The 20941-nt window shown below is 72.7% G+C and carries 20 protein-coding genes; 7 read left to right on the top strand and 13 right to left on the bottom strand.

What is annotated here, in order from left to right; translation table 11 throughout:
* Positions 1 to 75: 75 nt before the first annotated feature.
* Positions 76 to 552: a hypothetical protein gene (locus WIS52_RS12730; RefSeq protein WP_349298400.1), complete on the bottom strand. Its 477-nt coding sequence runs from the start codon at positions 550 to 552 to the stop codon at positions 76 to 78.
* A gap of 153 nt (positions 553 to 705) precedes the next feature.
* On the opposite strand from WIS52_RS12730, the gene WIS52_RS12725 reads away from it, so the two are divergent.
* A complete protein-coding gene (locus WIS52_RS12725) occupies positions 706 to 1104 on the top strand; it encodes a cupin domain-containing protein (RefSeq protein ID WP_349298399.1) in 399 nt (132 codons plus the stop codon).
* 51 nt (positions 1105 to 1155) lie between these two features.
* Here the strand turns inward: WIS52_RS12725 and WIS52_RS12720 are convergent, their stop codons facing one another.
* Together WIS52_RS12720 and WIS52_RS12715 are read right to left on the bottom strand one after the other, a co-directional pair.
* A complete protein-coding gene (locus WIS52_RS12720; RefSeq protein ID WP_349298398.1) occupies positions 1156 to 1572 on the bottom strand; it encodes a (R)-mandelonitrile lyase in 417 nt (138 codons plus the stop codon).
* Between the two features lie 180 nt (positions 1573 to 1752).
* Entirely contained in the window at positions 1753 to 2352 is a 600-nt protein-coding gene (locus WIS52_RS12715; RefSeq protein ID WP_349298397.1) for a superoxide dismutase, read from the bottom strand.
* Between the two features lie 352 nt (positions 2353 to 2704).
* On the opposite strand from WIS52_RS12715, the gene WIS52_RS12710 reads away from it, so the two are divergent.
* Positions 2705 to 3112, top strand: coding sequence for a YciI family protein (locus WIS52_RS12710; RefSeq protein ID WP_349298396.1), 408 nt, complete (start codon positions 2705 to 2707; stop codon positions 3110 to 3112).
* Position 3113: 1 nt separating this feature from the next.
* Positions 3114 to 4259: an RNA polymerase sigma factor gene (locus WIS52_RS12705; protein WP_349298395.1), complete on the top strand. Its 1146-nt coding sequence runs from the start codon at positions 3114 to 3116 to the stop codon at positions 4257 to 4259.
* A 9-nt stretch (positions 4260 to 4268) separates the two neighbouring features.
* On the opposite strand, the gene WIS52_RS12700 is transcribed toward WIS52_RS12705, so the two are convergent.
* Positions 4269 to 5456, bottom strand: coding sequence for an FAD-dependent monooxygenase (locus tag WIS52_RS12700; protein ID WP_349298394.1), 1188 nt, complete (start codon positions 5454 to 5456; stop codon positions 4269 to 4271).
* Positions 5457 to 5510: 54 nt separating this feature from the next.
* Here WIS52_RS12700 and WIS52_RS12695 point away from each other — a divergent pair, with 54 nt between their 5' ends.
* Positions 5511 to 6005 carry a MarR family winged helix-turn-helix transcriptional regulator gene (locus tag WIS52_RS12695; RefSeq protein ID WP_349298393.1) on the top strand — a complete coding sequence of 165 codons (495 nt, stop codon included), beginning with the start codon at positions 5511 to 5513 and terminating at the stop codon, positions 6003 to 6005.
* On the opposite strand, the gene WIS52_RS12690 is transcribed toward WIS52_RS12695, so the two are convergent.
* The 6 genes from WIS52_RS12690 to solA all read right to left on the bottom strand — a co-directional run bounded on the left by WIS52_RS12690 (position 6006) and on the right by solA (position 12585).
* Positions 6006 to 7232: an acyl-CoA dehydrogenase family protein gene (locus WIS52_RS12690; RefSeq protein WP_349298392.1), complete on the bottom strand. Its 1227-nt coding sequence runs from the start codon at positions 7230 to 7232 to the stop codon at positions 6006 to 6008. It lies immediately after the preceding gene.
* Between the two features lie 71 nt (positions 7233 to 7303).
* Positions 7304 to 7735 (bottom strand): cupin domain-containing protein, encoded by a 432-nt coding sequence (locus WIS52_RS12685; protein ID WP_349298391.1) that lies wholly within the window; start codon positions 7733 to 7735, stop codon positions 7304 to 7306.
* Positions 7732 to 8655, bottom strand: a complete 924-nt coding sequence (locus WIS52_RS12680) for a PDR/VanB family oxidoreductase (RefSeq protein WP_349298453.1) — start codon at positions 8653 to 8655, stop codon at positions 7732 to 7734. Before WIS52_RS12680 ends, WIS52_RS12685 begins: the two co-directional genes overlap by 4 nt.
* Positions 8652 to 10070 (bottom strand): aldehyde dehydrogenase family protein, encoded by a 1419-nt coding sequence (locus WIS52_RS12675; protein WP_349298390.1) that lies wholly within the window; start codon positions 10068 to 10070, stop codon positions 8652 to 8654. Before WIS52_RS12675 ends, WIS52_RS12680 begins: the two co-directional genes overlap by 4 nt.
* The gene (locus WIS52_RS12670; protein WP_349298389.1) at positions 10067 to 11377 is read right to left on the bottom strand and encodes an aromatic ring-hydroxylating oxygenase subunit alpha; all 1311 of its coding nucleotides are present in this window, start codon (positions 11375 to 11377) and stop codon (positions 10067 to 10069) included. Before WIS52_RS12670 ends, WIS52_RS12675 begins: the two co-directional genes overlap by 4 nt.
* 23 nt (positions 11378 to 11400) lie before the next feature.
* A complete protein-coding gene (solA, locus tag WIS52_RS12665; protein ID WP_349298388.1) occupies positions 11401 to 12585 on the bottom strand; it encodes an N-methyl-L-tryptophan oxidase in 1185 nt (394 codons plus the stop codon).
* 106 nt (positions 12586 to 12691) lie between these two features.
* Between solA and WIS52_RS12660 the strand changes: the two genes are divergently transcribed.
* Positions 12692 to 13621: a LysR family transcriptional regulator gene (locus tag WIS52_RS12660; protein ID WP_349298387.1), complete on the top strand. Its 930-nt coding sequence runs from the start codon at positions 12692 to 12694 to the stop codon at positions 13619 to 13621.
* A gap of 127 nt (positions 13622 to 13748) precedes the next feature.
* Here the strand turns inward: WIS52_RS12660 and WIS52_RS12655 are convergent, their stop codons facing one another.
* On the bottom strand, positions 13749 to 14324 hold the full coding sequence (locus WIS52_RS12655) for a TetR/AcrR family transcriptional regulator (protein WP_349298386.1): 576 nt from the start codon (positions 14322 to 14324) through the stop codon (positions 13749 to 13751).
* Positions 14325 to 14416: 92 nt separating this feature from the next.
* Here WIS52_RS12655 and WIS52_RS12650 point away from each other — a divergent pair, with 92 nt between their 5' ends.
* On the top strand, positions 14417 to 15460 hold the full coding sequence (locus WIS52_RS12650) for a zinc-binding dehydrogenase (RefSeq protein WP_349298385.1): 1044 nt from the start codon (positions 14417 to 14419) through the stop codon (positions 15458 to 15460).
* Here the strand turns inward: WIS52_RS12650 and WIS52_RS12645 are convergent.
* Positions 15447 to 18269: an FAD-binding and (Fe-S)-binding domain-containing protein gene (locus WIS52_RS12645; RefSeq protein WP_349298384.1), complete on the bottom strand. Its 2823-nt coding sequence runs from the start codon at positions 18267 to 18269 to the stop codon at positions 15447 to 15449. The two genes, WIS52_RS12650 and WIS52_RS12645, sit on opposite strands and share 14 nt — an antisense overlap.
* A complete protein-coding gene (locus tag WIS52_RS12640) occupies positions 18266 to 19969 on the bottom strand; it encodes an L-lactate permease (RefSeq protein ID WP_349298383.1) in 1704 nt (567 codons plus the stop codon). The genes WIS52_RS12645 and WIS52_RS12640 overlap by 4 nt, the downstream gene beginning before the upstream one ends.
* A gap of 152 nt (positions 19970 to 20121) precedes the next feature.
* Between WIS52_RS12640 and WIS52_RS12635 the strand changes: the two genes are divergently transcribed.
* Positions 20122 to 20826: a GntR family transcriptional regulator gene (locus WIS52_RS12635; RefSeq protein WP_349298382.1), complete on the top strand. Its 705-nt coding sequence runs from the start codon at positions 20122 to 20124 to the stop codon at positions 20824 to 20826.
* The last annotated feature ends 115 nt before the right edge of the window (positions 20827 to 20941 follow it).

The following is a 20941-nucleotide window of genomic DNA, read 5'->3' as shown; positions in this document are numbered from 1 at the left end:
CGGTCCACCACTTCGAGAGAAGCGATCCGGCGAGGTCCCGGATGCGATCAATCGCGGGCCCGGCCCGCGGTTCGCTCAGTGCGAGTGAACGGTGAGGTCGACGACCTTCTCGCGGCGCACGATCTCCTTGAGGACGGCCTTCTCGTACTTCGCCTCGGCGACCGCGGCGGCGCGGCGCGCGTCGTCGAGTGCGGTCCGAGCCTGCGTCTGCGCGGACCGCAGTTGCTTGTGCTGCTTGCTGCTGGTCTTCAGCGCCTTCTCCACGCCGGCCACCCGCTCCAACGCCGCGTCGAGGGCCTGCTCCTGCTGGCGCGACGCGATCGCGTTGTTGTGCAGGTCCTCCTGGGCCCGCTGGAGATCGCGCTCCGCATCCTCCACCGCGTGCGAGCGGGTCTGCAGTTCGTCGCGGCGCCGTTCCAGGACCGAGCGGCGGTCCTCGCCCGGCGGGACTGCCGGTTGTTCGTCCGGGGAGCCGGCCGACGTCGTCGCCGTGACAGCTCGTCCGGAATCGTTCCTGTTCTTCTTGTCTCGCTTGTCTTTCTTCTTCCCCATGCCGTGTCTCCGAAGAATGTCGACCCTTCAATCGCCTGACAATTCAGAGTGACCTCTGCCCGGAGGCGCGTCAATTGGCACACGGAGGTCGACCACGAGCTGTATCGGGAGTCGGCACAGCACACGAGCCGACAGCCGGAGCACTCTGGAGCCATGAAAGAGGAGCCTGTCGAGCCGACCACCGCAGCGTGGCCGCACGTCATCACCGATCCCGAGGGCATGGGCGTCGAGGAGATGTGGTCGACCTCGGCGGAGGGGCGTGACCACGGCGTCACGCTCTCCACCATCCACCTGGACACCGACAGGGTCGACGTCGGTCCGCCCCTGCATCAGCACCCCTACACCGAGGTGATCAAGGTGCTTCGGGGCCGTGCGACCTTCACGCTGGGCGCGGAGCGGGTCCCGATGCGGGCCGGGCAGACCGTGGTGATCCCGCCGCGGACCCCGCACGCGTTCCGCACCCTGGGCCCGGAGCGTTTCGAGAGCCTTGCGCTGCACCTGAGCGCGGCTTTCGTCACCGAGACGCTCGACCCCGACAGCGGGTCGGGGTGAGCTGCGGCCGGGCGCCTCCGGACGCCCGTTCGTCGAGCCGGACGACCGTCGTCATTCGACCGCAGCCGGCGAGGCGCTGTACTCCTCGTCGGTGACGTGCCGGCCCCAGGTGACGGGGTTGCCGTGCTCGTCGTTCTGCTGCATCGCGATGTGGACCATGAAGCGGTCCGGGGCCGCGCCGTGCCAGTGGTGTTCGCCGGGTTCGAAGAAGACCCGGTCACCGGCCCGGATGACCTCGACCGGCCCGCCGTCGCGCTGGCACAGGCCGACGCCTTCGGTCACGAAGATCGTCTGGCCGTGCGGGTGGGTGTGCCAGGCGGTGCGCGCACCGGGGGTGAAGTGCACCGCGGCCGCGGCGAAGGTCGAGCTGCCCGCGGGGACGGCGACGGGGTCGAGGTAGACGTCGCCGGTGAACGAGTCGGCAGGCCCCTTCCGGGTCTCGAGGCTCGTACTACGCGTGATCTGCACAGGTGTCCGCCCTTCGCCGGTTCTCCGCGGCCACCGTGGCACGCCGGTGCCTGGACGGCCAGGCGCCTGGACGGCGGGCGAATCTGCGCGGTCGTGGACCACACCATCGGCGTGTCGCGCCGACCGGTGGGCGCAGAACGCCCCGACGGCTGAACCGCCGGGGCGTTCGGGAGCGGGCGGTCAGGCGCGCGCGGCCGCGAAGCGCTCGGAGGCGTCGGCCCAGTTGACGACGTTCCACCAGGCCTTGACGTAGTCCGGCTTCACGTTCTTGTACTGCAGGTAGAAGGCGTGCTCCCACATGTCGAGCAGCACGATCGGGGTCTGGCCGGCGGGGAGCTGGGACTGCTGGTCGTAGAGCTGGTGGACCAGGAGCTTTCCGCCGAGCTGGTCCCATCCGAGGATCGCCCAGCCGGAGCCCTGGATGGTGGTGGCGGCGGCGGTGAAGTGGGCCCGGAAGGCGTCGAAGGAGCCGAAGTCGGCGTCGATGGCGGCGGCGAGCTCGCCGGTGGGCTCGTTGCCGCCGTCGGGGGAGAGGTTGGTCCAGAACGCGGAGTGGTTGACGTGGCCGCCGAGGTTGAACGCGAGGGTCTTCTCGAGTCCGACGATGGCGCCGAAGTCGTTCTTGTCGCGGGCCTCGGCGAGCTTGTCGAGGGTGGCGTTGAGGCCCTGGACGTAGGTGTTGTGGTGCTTGGAGTGGTGCAGCTCCATGATCTCGGGCGCGATGTGCGGAGCGAGTGCGCCGTAGTCGTAGGGCAGGTCGGGAAGGGTGTAGTCGGCCATCTCGCAGCCTCCAGCTCGTACGGGATCGACACGTTGCCATCTGGTCGCAACAACCAGACGTCGGTACTGGTTCGACCCTAGCTGTGGACGGGTGGCACCGCTCAGCCGTAGGCTGTCGCCAGTGTCTTGCAACAGTCGGATGGGTCCGCCTGTTGCGGCACGGTGGGACGATCGTTCTGGCAGCTCGACGTCCTGACGAAGGGGGCTGGCCCGTGGTCGGCCCCCTTCGTCGTCATCGGCGCGCGGCACGGCGGGAAGAATTCTCCGGCGGGGTTGTCGAGAACGGGTGAGTGGCTCCGTCCCCGGGGTGAGAGCGGCCAGAATGGGCCGCCCCGCACCGAGGAGACCAACCATGGCCAAGTACCTGCTGCTCAAGCACTACCGCGGCGCCCCGGCGGCGGTGAACGACGTCCCGATGGACCGGTGGACGCCCGAGGAGATCTCGGACCACGTGAAGTACATGCACGACTTCGCGGCCCGGCTGGAGGGCACCGGTGAGTTCGTCGACGGCCAGGGCCTCGCGCCGGAGGGGACCTGGGTCCGGTATGACGGCGAGGGCCGCCCGCCGGTCACCGACGGCCCGTTCGCCGAGACCAAGGACCTCATCGCGGGCTGGATGGTGATCGACGTGGACAGCTACGACCGCGCGCTCGAACTCGCGGGGGAGCTCTCGGCCGCACCCGGCGCCGGCGGGAAGCCGATCCACGAGTGGCTGGAGCTGCGCCCGTTCATGGCGCCGCCGCCGACCGTCACCGACTGAGGTGGACGAGCAGCTGCTCCGGCGCCTCGTGCCGGAGGTGCTCGGGGTCCTCGTCCGCCGCGGAGCCGGCTTCGCGGCGGGCGAGGACGCCGTCCAGGACGCCCTGGTCGAGGCGCTGCGGGTGTGGCCGGCCGACCCGCCGCGGGACCCGAAGGGCTGGCTGGTCACCGTGTCCTGGCGCCGGTTCCTCGACGCGACCCGGGCCGACGACGCGCGACGCCGTCGGGAGGAGGTCGTCGACACCGAGCCGGAGCCCGGGCCGGCGTCCGGTGTGGACGACTCACTCCGGCTCTACTTCCTGTGCGCCCACCCGTCGTTGTCGCCGTCGTCGGCGGTCGCGCTCACGCTGCGCGCGGTCGGCGGGCTCACCACCCGCCAGATCGCGCAGGCCTACCTGGTGCCCGAGGCGACCATGGCGCAGCGGATCAGCCGGGCCAAGCGCACCGTGTCGGGCGTACGGCTCGACCGGCCCGGCGACGTCGGCACCGTGCTGCGCGTGCTCTACCTGGTCTTCAACGAGGGCTACTCCGGCGACGTCGACCTGGTCGCCGAGGCGATCCGGCTAACCCGCCGGCTCGCGGCCGCGATCGACCATCCGGAGGTGGCGGGGCTGCTCGCGCTGATGCTGCTGCACCACGCCCGGCGCCACGCCCGGACCGCACCCGACGGTGCCCTGGTGCCGCTCGACGAGCAGGACCGGAGCCGGTGGGACACCGCGGCGATCGCCGAGGGCGTCGCGATCCTGCAGGCGGCGCTGGCCCGGGACCGGCTGGGGGAGTACCAGGCTCAGGCCGCCGTCGCGGCCCTGCACGCCGACGCGCGGACGGCGGAGGAGACCGACTGGCCGCAGATCGTGGAGTGGTACGACGAGCTGGTGCGCCTGACCGGCAGCCCGGTCGTGCGGCTCAACCGCGCGGTCGCGGTCGGTGAGGCCGATGGGCCGCGGACCGGCCTGGCCGCGCTCGCCGAGCTGGACGACTCGCTTCCCCGGTACGCCGCGGTGGCGGCCCACCTGCACGAACGCGACGGGGACCCGGACACCGCGGCCCGGCTGTACGCCGAAGCCGCCCGCGTGGCGTCCGACCCGGCCGAGCGTGATCACTTGACACGGCGGGCCGCCCGGCTCAACACCCGGGCACGCCCGTGAGCCGGGGCGCTACGTCCGGGCTCCGGCGAGGGTGGGCAGGGGGCGCTCGGTGCCGGCGACCGCCGTCATCCGGGAGACGAGACCGCGCAACGGCGGCACCGTGATCGCGCGGTCCAGCAGCCGGCGGGTGCCGAGGCCGGCCCGGGTCCGGGGGAAGGCGATGCGGGTGAAGGCGCGTGGCAGGCGTGCGACACCGTCGACGAGGGGGCGCATCCAGTCCTCGTAGGCGACGAGCCCGGTCTCGATCCGGCCCTGCGACAGGGTGGCGGCCAGCACGTAGCCACCGGTGAGGGCGAACGAGGCACCGCCGCCACCGAGCGGGGTGACGCACCAGGCCGCGTCTCCGATGAGGCAGACCCGCCCCCGGTGCCAGGTCGGCACGTGGATCCGGGTGAGCTGGTCGATGTAGAGGTCGTCGGTGTCGGCGAAGCCGTCGAGGATGCGGGGCGTCTCCCAGCCGGCGTCGGCGTAGTGCGCGCGCAGCCGGGCCAGCACGTCGGCGCGGTCGAGCGTGGCCAGGTCGTCGGTCCCGGCGTGGGCCAGGATCGCGCGGGTGGTGCCGTGGTTGTCCGGCCGGAGGTGGGCCTGGCGGCCGCCGACGGTGTAGTACCACCGCCACCGGTCGTCGTCGCCGGCCGTGCGGGGGATCGTGCCGAACGCCATCGCGATGCCGAGCTGGTGGTGTTCGACCAGGTCGCCGAACAGGAGGTCGCGGGTGCGTGAACGGACTCCCTCCGCGACGACGAGCAGGTCGACGTGCAGCACACGCCCGGAGCGGGTGGTCGCCGTGACGCCGCCCTCGTCCTGGGTGACGTCGGCGATCGGGTCGCCGTAGCCGATCTCGACGCCCTCGGGCAGGTGGTCGAGGATCGTGCGGGCGAGATCGCCGCGCAGCACCTCGAGTTCCGCGGTCGCCCCGTCCGGGCCGTCCGAGGGCAGCTCGGCGATCACCGCCCCCGTCCGGTCGACGATCACCGTGCCGGTCTCGGTGGTGTTCTGCTCGCGCACCGCCGCGGTCAGGCCCATCTCCTCGAGTACCTCGCGGGCGACCCCCCGGACGTCGACGTTCTGGCCGCCGTCGCGGAACTCCGGCGCCCGCTCGAGGACGGTGACCTCCCACCCGGTACGGCGCAGCCAGTAGGCGGCCGACAGCCCGGCGATGCTGGCGCCGGAGATCAGCGCGCGACGTGTGACCATGGGGTGCCCCCTAGTAGCTTTGCAGCAAAGCTAACCCGGCGTCGTGGAGGTCGCATGTCGGATCCGTGGACGACGGACTGGTCGCCGGAGCAGGAGCAGGTCATGCACCGGCTGCGGGGCTGGGCCGTCGGCTACGCCGAGCTGAACCGGAACCTCGCCGACCACCTGGCTCTCCCGGGCTCGGACGCCGACGCGCTGGGGCACATCACCTGGGCCGCGGAGGCGGGTACCCCGCTCTCGCCGGCCCGGCTCTCCCGGCGGATTGGCATGACGAGCGGGGCCACCAGCATCCTGCTGAACAGGCTGGCGTCGGCCGGGTACGTCGAACGCGTCCGGCACGACACCGACCGTCGCCGCGTCGTCCTGTACCCGACCCCGCGGGCCCGGGAGCGCCACCGCGAGTTCCTCGCGCTCGCCGGGCAGGAGATCGCGGACACCCTGCTCGGCGCCTGCCACGACGAGCTGCGGACCGTGATCACCTTCCTGGAGCGAATGACCGCCGCGGCCGGGGCGGGAAACCGGCGCCTCGACGCGCGGCGCGGGCGCTGATCAGCGGACGAACGCGCTGCGCCCCGTCACGGCCTTCCCGACGATCAGGGTGTTCATCTCCCGGGTGCCCTCGAACGAGAACAGCGCCTCGGCGTCGGCGAAGTAGCGGGCGATGCCGTTGCCCAGCAGGATCCCGTTCCCGCCCACGAGCTGGCGGGCCAGCGCCACGGTCTCGCGCATCCGGCTCGCGCAGAACTCCTTGGCCAGCGCGGAGTGCGCGTCCGAGCCCTGCCCGTCGTCGATCAGCTGCGCGCAGCGCACGGCCATCCCGAGCGAGGCGGTGACGTTGCCGAGCATCTGCACGATCAGGTCCTGCATCATCTGGAACCCGGCGATCGGGCGCCCGAACTGCTCGCGCTGCGTCGCGTAGGACAGCGCCAGCTCGTAGGCCGCCATCTGGGTGCCGACCGCGCCCCAGCACGCGTTGGCGCGGGTCCGCTGCAGGACCGCGCCGGCGTCGGCGAACGTGCCGTGACCGCCGGACAGCCGGTGCGACTCCGGGACCCGGACGCCGTCGAGCACGATGTCGGCGTTCTGCACGATCCGCAGCGCCTGCTTGCCCTCGATCTTCTCCACGGTCATGCCGGGGGTCCCGCCCGGGACGACGAAGCCGCGGACCGCGCCGCCGGCGTCCGGGTCGGTGTCCCGGGCCCAGATCACGATCAGGTCGGCGAACGTGGCGTTGCCGATCCAGCGCTTCTCGCCGTCCAGCACCCACTTCGCGCCGTCGCGGGTCGCGGTCGTCTCCATCCCGCCCGCGACGTCGGACCCGCCGTGCGGCTCGGTCAGCCCGAACGCGCCGATCTGTTCCATCCGGGCCATCGCCGGCAGCCAGCGCTCCCGCTGCTCCGCGGTGCCGCAGGCCGAGATCGAGCCCATCGCCAGTCCGGTGTGGACACCGAAGAAGCTGTTCACCGACGGGTCGATGCGGGCGATCTCGGCGTGGGAGAAGCCGAGGAACACCCGGCGCGCCGGCGGGTCGGCATAGGCCGCTCCCGCCAGGTCCAGCCCGGCGAAGCCCTTGACCAGCTGCATCGGGAACTCGGCGGTCTCCCACGCCCGCTCGACGACCGGGGCGACCTCGGCCGCCAGGAACGCGCGCAGCCGGCGCAGGGCCGCGCTCTCGTCGTCGGTGAGGAGGTCGCCGTAGCGGTAGAAGTCGGCGACGTGCGGGGTGTCGGGATCCAGGTCGAGCGTCGGGACGGGCAGCTCGGAACGCAGCGGCATCGGATGCTCCAGTTCGGTCGCCGTCGCACCTGACGCTAGCGGCGATCCCCGGGACCGGCACGTCGGCTCCGCTACTCGTCCCAGACGATGCCCACCGCGTCCAGACGGGGCTTGTCGAACCCCCACAGGAACTCCAGCGGCTCCGACCCGTCGTTGTGGATGCGGTGCGGCACCGATCTCGGGATCCACAGCGTCGAGCCAGGCTCGCCCCGGACGATCTCGTCGCCGACCGTGAACTCCGCCGCCCCGCCGATGACGTAGTACCACTCGTCGGCGTGCGGGTGGTGGTGCAGCAGATGCACCTCACCGGGGCTGAGCCAGGCCAGCCCGACCATCAGTCGCTCCGACCCCACGAGCTGCTCGGAGACGAGCTCGACCAGGCGCCCCCGGTCCCGCGGATCCCCGCCGGCGTCGCGCCAGGCCTCGTTCCCGGCGTCGCTCTGGTCGACGACCGGCTGGTCCTGCGCGCGGACGTGGAACCTGCTCGTCCGGTGCGGCGTCACAGGTCGAGTTCCAGCAGCGGGCAGCCGCGCTCGGCGCGGGACACGCAGATCATCAGGCAGTCCTGGGCCGCCTGCTCCTCGCCCGACAGCACCGAGTCCCGGTGCTCGGCGCGCCCGCCGACCAGCGGGGTCTCGCACGACCCGCAGGTGCCCTCCCGGCAGGACCAGTCCGCGACGACGCCGGCCTCCTCGGCGACGTCGAGGATGCTGCGGTCCGGCGGCACCGTCGCGGTCACGCCGCTGGCCCGGAACATGACGGAGAACGAGGCGGAGTCCGATGTGGTCTCGCGGGGGGTGAAGCGCTCGACGTGCAGGCTGCCCGCCGGCCGGTCGCCCATCCGGTCGGCGACGGCGTCGAGCAGCGGCTCCGGGCCGCAGGCGTAGACACCGGTGTCCGGTTCGAGGTCGTCGAGGACCGAGGCGAGGTCCAGCAGCCCGGCCTCGTCCTGCGGTACGACCGTGACCCGGTCGCCGTACCGGGCGAGCTCGTCGAGGAAGGCCATCGAGGACCGGCTGCGCCCGCCGTAGAGCAGCGTCCACTGTGCACCGGAGCGCGACGCGTGCGCGATCATCGGCAGGATCGGAGTGATCCCGATGCCGCCGGCGACGAACACGTAGCGCGCCGCGGGCTGCAGTCCGAAGTGGTTGCGCGGCTCGCCGACCTCGACGATGTCGCTTCCGTGCAGCTTGTCGAACACCCATTCCGACCCGCCACGTCCGTCCGGTACGCGCAGGATCCCGAGCCGCCACCGGCGGTCGTCGTCCGGGTCGGAACACAGCGAGTACTGCCGGACGAGCCCCTCGTCGAGGACGACGTCGACGTGCGCCCCCGGTTCCCAGGCCGGCAACGCGCCGCCGTCGGGCCGTTCCAGCACCAGGGACAGCACGCCGTCGGACTCGTCGCGGCGTTCGGTGATCATGAGTTCCACTGCTGGCCTCCGGCGATCCGGGTGACGACGGTCTTGAGCGTCAGGTAGGAGTCGAGGGCGACGAGGCCCCGCTCGCGGCCGGTGCCGCTGAGCTTGGTCCCGCCGAACGGGACCGCGGTCGTGCCGCCGAAGTATTCGTTGATCATCACGTAGCCGGCGTCGACCCGGTCCGCCACGCGCAGCGCGCGGTCGATGTCGCGGGTGTGGATGCCGGTGCCGAGGCCGTAGTCGGTGGCGTCGGCGAGCCGGACGGCCTCGTCCTCGTCGTCGAACCCGAGCACCGCGAGAACCGGTCCGAAGATCTCCTCGGTCGCGATCCGCATCTCCGGGCGCACGCCGGTGAATATCGTCGGAGCGACGAAGTATCCGCGTTCGGGCAGCTCACGAGGGGTGCCGACCGGGACCGCCCCCTCGGCCGTCCCGATCGAGGTGTAGTCGAGCACGCGGGCGCGGTGCTCGGCAGACACCAGCGGACCGAGGTCGGGGTCGTCGGTCCCCGGGCCGAGGGTGAGCGCGTCGGTCCGGGCCACGATCCGGGCCACGAGCTCGTCGGCGACCGACCGCTCGACGAGCAGCCGGGAGCCGGCGTCGCAGTACTGGCCGGTGTTGGCGGTGAACCCGGTGACCACCTGGGCGGCGACGTCGTCCAGGTCGGCGTCGGCGAACACGATCTGCGGGGACTTCCCGCCGAGCTCGGTGACCACCGGGGTGATGTGCTCGGCTGCCGCGCGCAGCACCGCCCGCCCGGTGGCCACCGACCCGGTGAAGGTCAGCGACCCGATACCGGGGTGCGACGCCAGCGCGTGGCCGGCCTCGGCGCCCAGCCCGGTGACGACCTCGACCGTCCCGTCCGGGAACCCCGCGGCCGCGACGAGCTCGGCGAACCGCAGGGCGGTCAGCGGGGTCTGCTCGGCCGGCTTGACCACCGCGGCGTTCCCGGCGGCCAGGGCCGGGGCGACGCTGCGGCACAGCATCGACAGCGGCGCGTTCCACGGCACGATGTGCGCGGTCACCCCGACCGGCACGCGCTGCGTGTACGCCAGCGAGCCGGGTCCGACCGGGATGGTCTCGCCGTGCACCTTGTCCGCCGCGCCGGCGTAGTACTCCAGGTAGTCGACGCAGCCGCCGATCTCGGCGCGGGACAGCGAGAGCGGCTTGCCGGTGTCGGTGGTCTCCAGCCGGGCGAGCTCCTCGCGCGCCCCGTCGAGCTCTGTGGCGAGTGTCCGCAGGGCCCGTCCGCGGTCGGCCGGGGCGACGGCGCGCAGCCGCGGGGCGACGGCGGCCGCCGCCCGGACGGCGCGGTCCACATCGGACGCATCTCCGCGGGGGACGTGCGCGACGGTCTCCCCGGTGGAGGGGTCCTCCACCGCCAGACCGCGGTCCGTCGCCACCTCGAGCGTGGTCACGGGTCCGGGAACATCCGGGTCATGGTGTCCTCGTCACCCCCCGGCACCCGGTCGACGCCCACCATCTTGTCGATCACCATGTTCTGGAACCGGTGCAGCGGCTCCTCGAAGCGGAAGCACATCCGCCCGCCCCGGTAGGCGGGGTTCGCGATGCCCTCCTGGACCCGCTCGACGATCTCGATGTCCTGCCGGTTGACCAGGTCCCAGAACTTCGCCAGCTGCTCGGTCCCCGCCTCGGCGTCCGGGTCGTCGAGCGACTCGGGATGGGTCAGCAGCACCGCCGTCTCCACCGTGCGGTCCGCCGCGACCGGCCGGTTGAGCAGCACGAACGTGTGGTTCGGCAGCACGACCAGCGCGGTGTTCGGGAACAGCCACACGAACCGGCCGGCGTCGGCGTCCTGCGGACCCAGCGAGCTCAGCGGCGCCAGACCGTCCCAGCCGCCGGCCTCGGTGTTGCGCGACACCGGCGTGGTGCACATGCCCGTGTACTTCCCCGGTCCCTGCCAGCGGTAGTGGTCGGAGAACTTCGAGACCTGGTTCAGCTCCGGGTGCACCCAGGGCAGGTGGTAGTACTCCATGAAGTTCTCGCCGACGAGCTTGTAGTTCGCGGCGACGTCGTAGGTGCTGCGCCGCTGCGGCACCCACCCTTCCAGGCGGTAGTCGGCGAACCGTGCCGGAAGGTCGCCGAGGTCGGCGGCCAGCGGCGCCGGGTCGGGCGCGAGGTTCACGAACAGCAGGAAACCCCAGGTGTCGACGGCGACCGTGAGCAGCCCGTAGTCGGCCCGGTCGAAGCCGCGGGCCACCGACGTGTCGAAGATCGTCTCCTCGCCCGCGGGGACGTCGGAGTCCTCGAACAGCGGCGTACCCAGGCACGTTCCGTCGGTGTCGTAGGTCCAGTTGTGGTACGGGCAGCGGATCCGGCCGCGCTTGCCGACCTCGCGGGCGTCGGCGTCGAGCAGCTTCGTGGCGCGGTGCCGGCACAGGTTGTGGAAGCCGCGCAGCTCACCGTGCCGGTTCCGGGTGACGATGATCGACCGACCGGCCACCTCGACGACGGCGCAGGCGCCGGGACGGTCCACATCGGAGGCGAACCCGACCGCGACCCAGCCGCCGGCGAAGACCTTCTCCTGCTCCAGGGCGAAGAACTCCGGCGACGAGTAGGCGTCGGGCAGCAGCGTCGAGGCGAGGTCCACCGGAAGCCGGGTCGCGGCGTAGAGCGACTCGTCGGTGAAGCGGGCGGGATCGACGGGACGGGCCGGCAGCAGGGCGTGCGGATCGGTGCCGGTGTTCGTGAGCTCGGCGGTCATCGCGGTACTCCTCTCGGGCCTTCTCAGACGTGGAAGCTGCGCGGGAACGACGGGTCGGTCAGCGCCGGCCGGTCGATCGAGAACGCGTCGATCGGGTGCGCGGGCTCGCGGTCCAGCGCGAGGTCGGTGAGCAGCCCGCCGATCAGCGCGGCGAACTTGTAGGCGTGCCCGGCCCCGATGCCGACGACGATCTGCGGGTGCCCGGGCAGCCGGTCGAGGACGAAACCCTGGTCCGGCGGCACCGTGTAGAGGCAGGTCTTCGAGTAGAGCTCCGGCCCGCCGAAGCGGGGCAGGTGCGCCTTCACGAACGCGGAGTAGCGCTCGCGGCGCACCGGGTCCGGCTCGAACGACCGGTCGTCGGCGGTGGTCTCGTCGCCGCCCATGTGCTGGCCGATCTTCGTGGCGACCTCGCCGTAGACCGGGAAGCCGTAGAAGTTGTGGTGGCCGTGCCACATGAACACCGGGAACCGGGCCGGTGAGAACTCCGCGAGGTGCGGGGTGGAGTAGTAGGTGACCTGCTCGCGCAGCACCGTCAGCGGCAGCGACAGACCGGCCCCGGCGAGCACCTGGTTGGTCCAGGCGTCGGCGGTGACGACGACCCGGTCGGCCAGCACCGTGCCGGAGTCGGTGACCACCGCGACGCCCGCGCCGTCCGGCCGGATGTCCCGCACCGGGGTGTGTGTGCGGATCTCGGCGCCGTGCGCGCGGGCCAGCGCGATGTGCACGGCGTTGGCCCGCCCGGCGTCGACGATCCCGGATTCGGCCTGGTAAAGCGCCTGCTCGCTGCCGCCGACCCGGAACTGGGGCCACCGGGAGGTCAGCTCCTGGGCGTCGAGGAGCTCGTAGGCGACGCCGTACCGGTCGAACACCGCGGTGTAGCCCTCGATGTTGCGGCTGCCGGTGGCGATCGTGCGGCGCGCGTCCCGGTCCTCGATCACCAGGCCCCCGGTGCGGGTGACCAGCCGCTGCCCGGACTCGGCCTCCACCTCGTCCCACGCCTTGTAGGCCGGCGCGGCGATCGCGGCGTACGCGTCCTCGTGCTGGGCGAGCCGGATGATCCGGGAGTGGTCCTGCGAGGCACCCCGGTGGTGGCCGAGCTCGAACTGCTCGATACCGAGCACGTCCGGGCCGAGCTCGGTCGCCAGCCGGTGCAGCGCGGCGGATCCGAGACCCCCGAGCCCGACGACGACCGCGCGATACCTGGACATCTCTCCTCCTGCGTGGCTTCGGGTTCGGAGTGCACGCGCAGTGTGGGAGCCGGGAAACGTTCGCGTCCATCGAAGAATCAGACGCGTGATCTTGTACGCTGATTGCATGATCGATCGGCGGCTGCGGGTGCTGCGGGCCATCGAGCAGCACCGGACGGTGACGGCGGCCGCGGAGGTGTGCCGGCTGACCCCGTCCGCGGTCTCGCACCAGATGCAGGCGCTGAGCCGCGAGCTCGGCGTCGTCCTGCTCGAGCCGGTCGGCCGGGGGGTGCGGCTCACCGCGGCCGCGCGCTCGCTGCTCGAGCACGGCGACGTGCTCGCCGCCCAGTGGGAGCGCGCGCGGGCCGACCTGGCCGCGCACCGCAGCGGCGAGGTGCGCGGCACCCTGCGGTTCTGCGCGTTCTCCACCGCCGCCGCGGCCGTCGTCCCGCAGGCCCTGCAACGGCTGCGGCGCGAGCACCCGGCGCTGCGCCTGCACCTGCGCGAGAACGAGCCGGCCCGCTCGTTCGACCTGCTCGCCGCCGAGGACACCGACATCGCCGTGGTCGTCGCGACCCCGAGCATCCCGCCGGTGTCCGACGAGGCGTTCGAGCAGGAGGAGCTCTACTCCGAGCCGCTGGACCTGCTGGTGGGGCCGGAGCATCCGGCGGTCGGCCGGGACGACGTCGCGCTGAGCGAGCTGGCCGGGGAGCCCTGGATCGGCAGCACGCCCGGACGCGCCTACCACCAGCTCGTCGTGCTGGCCTGTACCAGCGCCGGCTTCGCGCCCCAGGTCGCGCACTACGCCGACGAGTGGGACACCGGAGCCGCGCTGGTCGCCCGGGGGTTCGGGGTGGCGCTGGTCCCGCGCCTGGCCGAGCTGCCGGCCCGCCACGACACCCGCCGGGTGCCGGTCGGCGCCCCGCCGGTGCCGATCCGCCGGGTCATCGCCGCGGTTCGGGCGGGCTCCCGGGAACAGCCCGCGATCGCGGCCGGCCTCGCCGCGGTGCGGGAGGTCTGCGCCGCGTTGTCGACGACGCTCGAGGGCCCCGGATAGCCGCCGGCGGGGCCTCGTGATCACGAACTCGGTCCCGGTCGGTGCCACATGTGGCACCGACCGGAACGGGACAGCGATCGCCCTACGCCCGCCCCGGACCATCGCCCGGATCCGGACCGGCGTCCCGTCAGCCCGGGGATCCGACGGCCTGGGCGCACACGGTGCCGGCCGCCCGTCGCGCGGCCCCGGGGGCGTCGTCCATCCCCGCCGCTCCGGCGGCGGCCAGCGCGCCCTCGTGCAGCAGCAGGAGGGTCAGTGCCGCCGGCCCGGGGTCCGGGGCGCCGGCCGCGGCGAGCTCGGTGCGGAAGAGCTCGCGCAGCCACTCCTTCTCTCCGACGACCACCGCGCGGGCCGGGTGCCCGGCGTCCGGGAGCTCGGCGGAGGCGTTCACGAACGCGCACCCCCGCGGGTTGTCCGGGACCCAGGTGACCAGCACGTCGAACGGCGCCAGTACCCGACGGGCCGGCTCGTCGAGCTCGTCCAGCCGGGCTCGCACGCGGTCCCGCCAGCGCTCGTCGCGCTCCTCCAGATAGGCCGTGACCAGGGCGTTCTTCGAGCCGAACCGGTCGTAGAGGGTGCGCTTGGTGACCCCGGACTCGGCCGCGATCAGGTCGACCCCGACCGCGTGCAGCCCGCGCTCGTAGAACAGCCGCGCGGCGACGTCGAGGACCCGGCGGGCGCCGGGGGTCAGCGATCGGGGCACGGTGTCTCCTCGGGCGGACTTCACAGATCTGTGTAGTATCGCACGGACTCGACTTCACAGATCGGTGAAGTCCTCGCGAGGAGGGTGACGACGTGGCGGAGACGATGCGGGCGTGGGTGCTCACCGGGCACGGCGGGCCGGAGGTGCTCGAGTACCGGGAGGTGCCGGTGCCCGAGCCCGGTCCGGGGCAGGTCCGGGTGCGGGTCACGGCGGCCGCGCTCAACAACACCGACGTGTGGACGCGCACCGGCGCCTACGGCCGTCCCGGCGACCCGGACGCACTCTCGGGCTGGCGCGGTCCGATCGACTTCCCGCGGATCCAGGGCGGCGACGCGGCCGGGGTCGTCGAGGCGACCGGGTCCGGTGTGGATGCAGGCCTGGCCGGGCGCCGGGTGCTCGTCGAACCGGCCCTCTACGACGGCGACGGGCCGGACGCCGGTCCGGTGGGGCTGCTGGGCAGTGAGGCCGACGGCGGGTTCGCCGGCTACGTCCTGGTCGACGCCCGGCGGGTGCACGACGTGACGACGTCGCCGCTGAGCGACGAGGAGCTGGCCGCGCTCCCGGTCGCCTACGGCACCGCGGCCGGGATGCTCGAACGCGCCGCGATCGGCGCGGGGGAGACGGTGCTGGTCACCGGAGCGTCCGGCGGCGTCGGTCTCGCCCTGGTGCAGCTCGCCGCCGCCCGCGGCGCGCAGGTGACCGCGGTGACCTCGGCGTCCAAGGCGGACGCGGTCCGTGCGGCCGGGGCGGAGCGGATCGTGGACCGCGCCGGCGGGCCGGACGCCGTCGCCGCGGCCGCGCCGGACGGGCTCGACGCCGTCGCCGACGTCGCCGGGGGCGAGCTCGTCGCGGCGCTGCTGCCCTCGATCCGCGACGGCGGCCGGTGGGTGATCGCGGGCGCGGTGGCCGGCCCGGTCGTGCCGTTCGACCTGCGCCGGCTCTACCTGCACAACGTGTCGCTGATCGGGTCCTCGATGCACACCCCGGCGCACTTCGACCGGTTGCTGGCCGACGCCCGCTCCGGCGCCGTGCGCCCGCGGATCGCCGCCCGGTACCCGCTCGCCGAGCTCCCGGCCGCGCAGGAGGAGTTCCTGCGCGGCGCGCACACCGGGAAGATCGTGCTCACCGCCCAGTAGCGCTGCCCACCAGGTCGGCCAGCAGCTCGAGCACGTGCTGATAGGACTTCCCGGTCGCCCGGGTCATCCCCAGCTCGCAGGTGCGGTTGCAGGACACGTGCGCCGCCGCGTCCCGCTCCCGCACCTCGGCCGCTTCGGCGGCGGTCGCCGACGCGGTGAGCTCGGGGTGCAGCATCCCCCGGTCGCCGGCGAACGCGCAGCAGCCCCAGGAGTCGGGGACGTGCACGTCGTCGGCCACCTCGGCGGCCAGCGCGAGAAGCGCCGGGTCCAGCCCGAGCTTCGCCGACGAGCAGGTCGGGTGCACCGACACCGACGCCACCTTCGCGTGCTCGCCGAGCCGGGGCAGCACCTCGTCGACGACGAAGGTCATCGCGTCCAGCACCCGGACACCCGAGTCGGCGAGCAGCGTGTGGAACCCCTCGGTGCACGACGACGCGTCGGTCACCACCGGCAGCTCGCCGCCGAGGGTGGCGGCCAGCACGGCCGGGACCACCCGGTCGCGCATCGTGTCGTAGCCGCCGGGCAGCCCCTTCGACGACCACGGCGTCCCGCAGCAGAACGAGTCGATCCCCTCCGGCACGACCAGCGTGATGCCGGCCTCCGCGCACAGTGCCTCGACGCTCGCCTGGGTGCCCGGTCCGCCGTCGGCCGCGCCGAACATGGTGTTCACGCAGGCCGGCAGGTAGACCGCCGCGGGGGCGCCGTCCGGCGCCGGACGGCGCCGTCGCGGACCGCCGCCGGGCAGGTCCCTGGTCCACAGGGGAACACGGTCCTCGCCGGCCACCGACCGGGCGCCGCGGGTCGCCGCGGTGACGGCCGGGGCGACCGCGGACGGGGCCTTCGACAGCGCGGTGAGCCCCAGCGACGCGCCCCGGGTGACCGTGCTCCAGTGCTTCGCGGCGGTCTTCCAGACCTTCGCGTCGGCCTTCGGCGCGTCGGCGCGGCGCAGCTTCTTGACCAGGTCCCCGGTGTTGATCAGGACCGGGCACGCGGTCTGGCACATGCCGTCGACCGCGCAGGTCTGCACCGACCGGTACTCCTGCGCCTCCTCCAGGCGCCCGGCCAGCGCGGTGTCCCCGGCGAGCTCGGCGTCGGCGATCGCCCGCCGGGCCGCGATCCGCTGCCGCGGGGTCAGGGTGAGGTCCTTGCTCGGGCAGACCGGCTCGCAGAAGCCGCAGGAGGTGCAGCGGTCCACCTCCTCGTCGACCACCGGTGAGAGCTTGATGTGCTTGAGGTGCAGGTCCGGATCCTCGCTGAGGATCACACCCGGGTTCAGTACCCCGTGCGGGTCGAACAGGCCCTTGATCTCCTGCATCACCTCGTAGAGCTCGTCGCCGTACTGGCGGCGTACGTAGGGCGCCATCACCCGGCCGGTGCCGTGCTCGGCCTTCAGCGAGCCGCCGTGGCCGAGGACCAGCTCGACCATGTCCTCGGTGAAGGCGTGGTAGCGGCCCAGCTGCTCGTCGGTCTCGAACCGGTCGGTCAGCATGAAGTGGATGTTGCCGTCCTTTGCGTGCCCGAACACCACGCTGTCGGTGTAGGCGTAGCGGTCGAACAGCACCGCCAGCTCCCGGCAGGTCCCGGCCAGCGCCGGGACCGGGACGACCACGTCCTCCAGCAGCGCGGTGCTGCCCTGCGGGCGCGCCCCGGCCACCGACGAGTACAGACCCTTGCGCAGCTTCCACAGTGGAGCCCGCACCGCCGGGTCGGTGCTCAGTGCCACCGGCTCGGAGGTGGGCAGGCCGGCCAGCACCGGCTCCGCGCCGGCGACGAGCCCGGCGAGCTCGTCCTCGGCCAGCCCCTGGTACTCGACCAGCAGCGCGGCGTGCTCGCGCACCGCGATCCGGGCCACCTCGGGCGGGCAGTCCGCGAAGGACTGCCCGACCCGCAGTGATGTCGCGTCCATCAGCTCCAGCGTTGCCGCCCCGGTGCCGACCAGCTCGGGCAGTGCCGCGCTGGCCGCGTAGAGGTCGTCGAACACCAGCAGCGCCGAGGAGATCCGGGTCCGCAGCGGGACGGTCCGGAACACGGCCGAGGCGACGAAGGCGAGCGTGCCCTCGCTGCCGACCAGCAGGTGGGTGAGGATCTCCGACGGGGTGTCGTGGTCGAGCAGCGCGTTCAGCCCGTAGCCCATGGTGTTCTTCATGGCGAACTGCGCGGTGATCGTCCCGACCGACGCCGCGTTCCCGGTGACCCGGTCCCGCAGCTCCAGGAGTCCCTTGTAGATGTCCGGTTCGAGTGCCCGCAGGCGCTCGTCGGCGTCCGGGGCGCCGGTGTCGACGACCGTGCCCGAGGGCAGGACGGCGACCACCGACTCCAGGGTGCGGTAGCTGTTCTCGGTCGTCCCGCAGACCATCCCGCTGGCGTTGTTGGCCAGCACCCCGCCGACGGTGCAGGCCGCCTCGCTCGCCGGGTCCGGCCCGAACCGGCGGCCGTACCGGGCCAGACGGGCGTTGAGCTGGCGCACGGTGACCCCCGGCTGGACGCGCACCCGCAGGCCGTCGTCGAGGATCTCGACGTCCCGGAAGTGCCGCCGGGTGTCGACGAGCAGCTGGTCGGTCACGCCCTGCCCGGACAGGCCGGTCCCACCGGAACGGAACGTCAGCGGGACGCCGCTGCGGTGGCTGAGCGCGAGCAGCCGGCCGACCTCCGCCGCACCCCGGGGGGTGACGACGGCGGTCGGGAGCAGCTGGAAGTGCGAGGCGTCGTGCGCCTGCGTGTACCGGGAGAACTCGTCCCCACGGACCTGGTCGGCGTGCGGCAGGCAGGCCCCCAGATCGGTCAGGAGCTCGCCGCGGGAATCCGTCATGCGGGCACCATCCACGACAACACGCTCGCCTGCAGCACGACGAGCAGGGTGAACAGGGCCAGCAGGCCCAGGCTCCACCAGATCAGCCGCCGGAAGATCTCGCCCTCCTGGCCGGCCATGCCGACCGCCGCCGCGGCGACCGCGAGGTTCTGCGGCGAGAGCATCTTGCCCATCACGCCGGCCGAGGAGTTGGTGGCCGCCATCAGGACCGGCGAGAGCCCGGTCTGGTTCGCCGCGGTGACCTGCAGCAGGCCGAACAGCGAGTTGGACGAGGTGTCCGAGCCGGTGATCGCCACGCCGATCCAGCCGATGACCGGGGAGAGCAGGACGAACAGCCCGCCGGTGGAGGCGAGGGCGAAGCCGAGGCTGGCGGTCTGGCCGGACAGGTTCATCACGAACGCCAGGGCGAGCACGGCGAGCACGGTGACGATCGTGAACTTCAGCTGGACCAGCGTGTCCTTGTAGGCCTTCACGGCCTTCGCGGGGCTGATCCGGTAGGCGGCCATGGTGATCAGGCCGGACAGCAGGAGCAGGGTGCCGGTGGCCTTGAGGTGGTCGAGCTTGAAGGTGGTGGCCGCGACCTCGTCGCCGGAGGCGTTGACGATGTCCAGGCCGGGCCATCCGAAGCTGACCGAGCCGTACTCGGTCAGCCACGCCTTCACGGCCGGGATCTGGCTGAGCGAGAAGATCGCGATGATGATCGCGTACGGGGCGACCGCGTTCCAGGTGCTGCCGGTGCGCGCCGGGGTCGTCTTCTCCGGCGCCGCGACGCCGGAGCCGCCGGTCGGGCCGGCCGGGCCGGCGGGGGTCCCGCCCTCGGTGCCGCCGGCGCCGTCGGTGTCGATCCCGTCGGACGCGGAGTCGGCCGGGGCCGGGGTCAGCGGGTTGGCCGGCTTCCAGATCCGGACCATGGCGAGCACGACCACGACGGTGGCGATCGCGGCGATGATGTCGGTGATCTCCACCGTCAGGTAGTTCGCGGTGACGAACTGGGCGAGGCCGAAGGTGGCACCGGCGACGAGCGCGACCGGCCAGGTCTGCCGGACTCCGCGGCGGCCGTCGACCATGAAGACCAGGATCAGGGGCACGACCAGGGCGATGAACGGGGTCTGCCGGCCGGTCATCTGCGACAGCAGGTGCAGGTCGATGTCGGTGACCCCGGCCAGGGTGATGACCGGGGTGCCCATCGCGCCGAACGCCACCGGCGCGGTGTTGGCCAGCAGGGACACGGTGGCGGCCTTGAGCGGCTTCATGCCCGCGGCCATCAGCATCGCGGCCGAGATCGCGACGGGGGCGCCGAACCCGGCGAGCGACTCCAGCAGCGCACCGAAGCAGAACGCGATCAGGATCGCCAGCACGCGCTGGTCGTCGGAGATCGCCCTGATCTTGTCGCCGAGCACGTCGAACCAGCCGGTCACCACGGACAACCGGTAGATCCACAGGGCGTTGACCAGGATCCAGAGGATGGGGAACGCGCCGTAGAAGGCGCCCTCGGCGGTGGCGCTCAGCGCCTGGCCGACCGGCATCCCCCAGCCGACCACGGCGAGCAGCACCGAGGCCGCCAGCCCGATCAGCGAGGCCCGGTAGGCCTTGAACCTGAAGATGCCGAGCAGCACGAACAGCAACACGAGCGGAGTGGCCGCGAGCAGCGCCGAGAGGGCGAGCGATCCACCGATCGGATCGAGCGTCTGTGGGAACACCGGAGGTCTCCTCGTCGAGAAGGTGTGTCAGTCCGACGGATTGTTCAGCAAGTTGACCAGATCGACAAGACTGCTGGCTCGACGAGATCGCTGGATCAACAACATTGCTGAATGAACCTTCGGAGTAAGCTGACCCTTATGGAGCTCACGCCGTGGTAGCCCGGATCACGGTCGCCTCCGTCGTGGACGCGATCGCCGACGATCTGCGCAGCGGCGTGCTGTCCGGTGAGCTGGGCCCCGGCGAGTCGCTGACCGAGGCCGAGGTCGCCGGCCGCTACGAGGTGGCCCGGGCGACGGCGAAGGCGGCCATCGAGCGGCTGGTCGCCGAGTCACTGCTGGAGCGCAGCACACACAAGACCGCCCGGGTCGTCCGGCTGGGGCCGGACGACGTGCGCGACATCTACCTGTCCCGCTCCCACCTCGAGGCCGAGGTGCTGCGCCGGCTGGCCCGGGCGCGCGTCGTCGTCCCCGAGGAGGCGCGGGAGGCGAACGCGGAGATCCGGCGGCGCTGGGACGGCTCGAGCTTCGACATCATCGAGCCGGACATGCGGTTCCACACCACGATGGTCGACGCCGCCGGGAACGCCCGGACCAGCCGGATGTACCGCTCGCTCGCCTCCGAGGTGAAGCTGTGCATGGCCCAGGTCCAGGGCCGCCAGCTGCTGAGCCCGGCGATCATCGCCGCCGAGCACGAGCGGCTGGTCGAGCTGGTCGAGTCCGGCGAGGGGGACGCCGCGGCCGTACTCCTGGAGGAACACCTCGCCCGGGCCCGGGAGCGGCTGGTGGGTGCGCTCGGGGGGACTCCGGGACCGGAGGCGGACCTGCCCTGCTCGGTGCTGGCCCTGAGTGATGACTGAGAGCGTCCGGGTGATGTCGAGATAGTCCGAACGGTGCAATGCACAACCGTATGTCCGGTTCGTAACTTCACCGCGTGACAGCCGTTGAGCCCGGAGAGATCGTTCCCCCGACATC

Source organism: Pseudonocardia nematodicida (genome assembly GCF_040105385.1).
GTDB classification, from domain to species: domain Bacteria; phylum Actinomycetota; class Actinomycetes; order Mycobacteriales; family Pseudonocardiaceae; genus Pseudonocardia; species Pseudonocardia nematodicida.
This window is presented reverse-complemented; position numbering and strand designations above follow the sequence as displayed.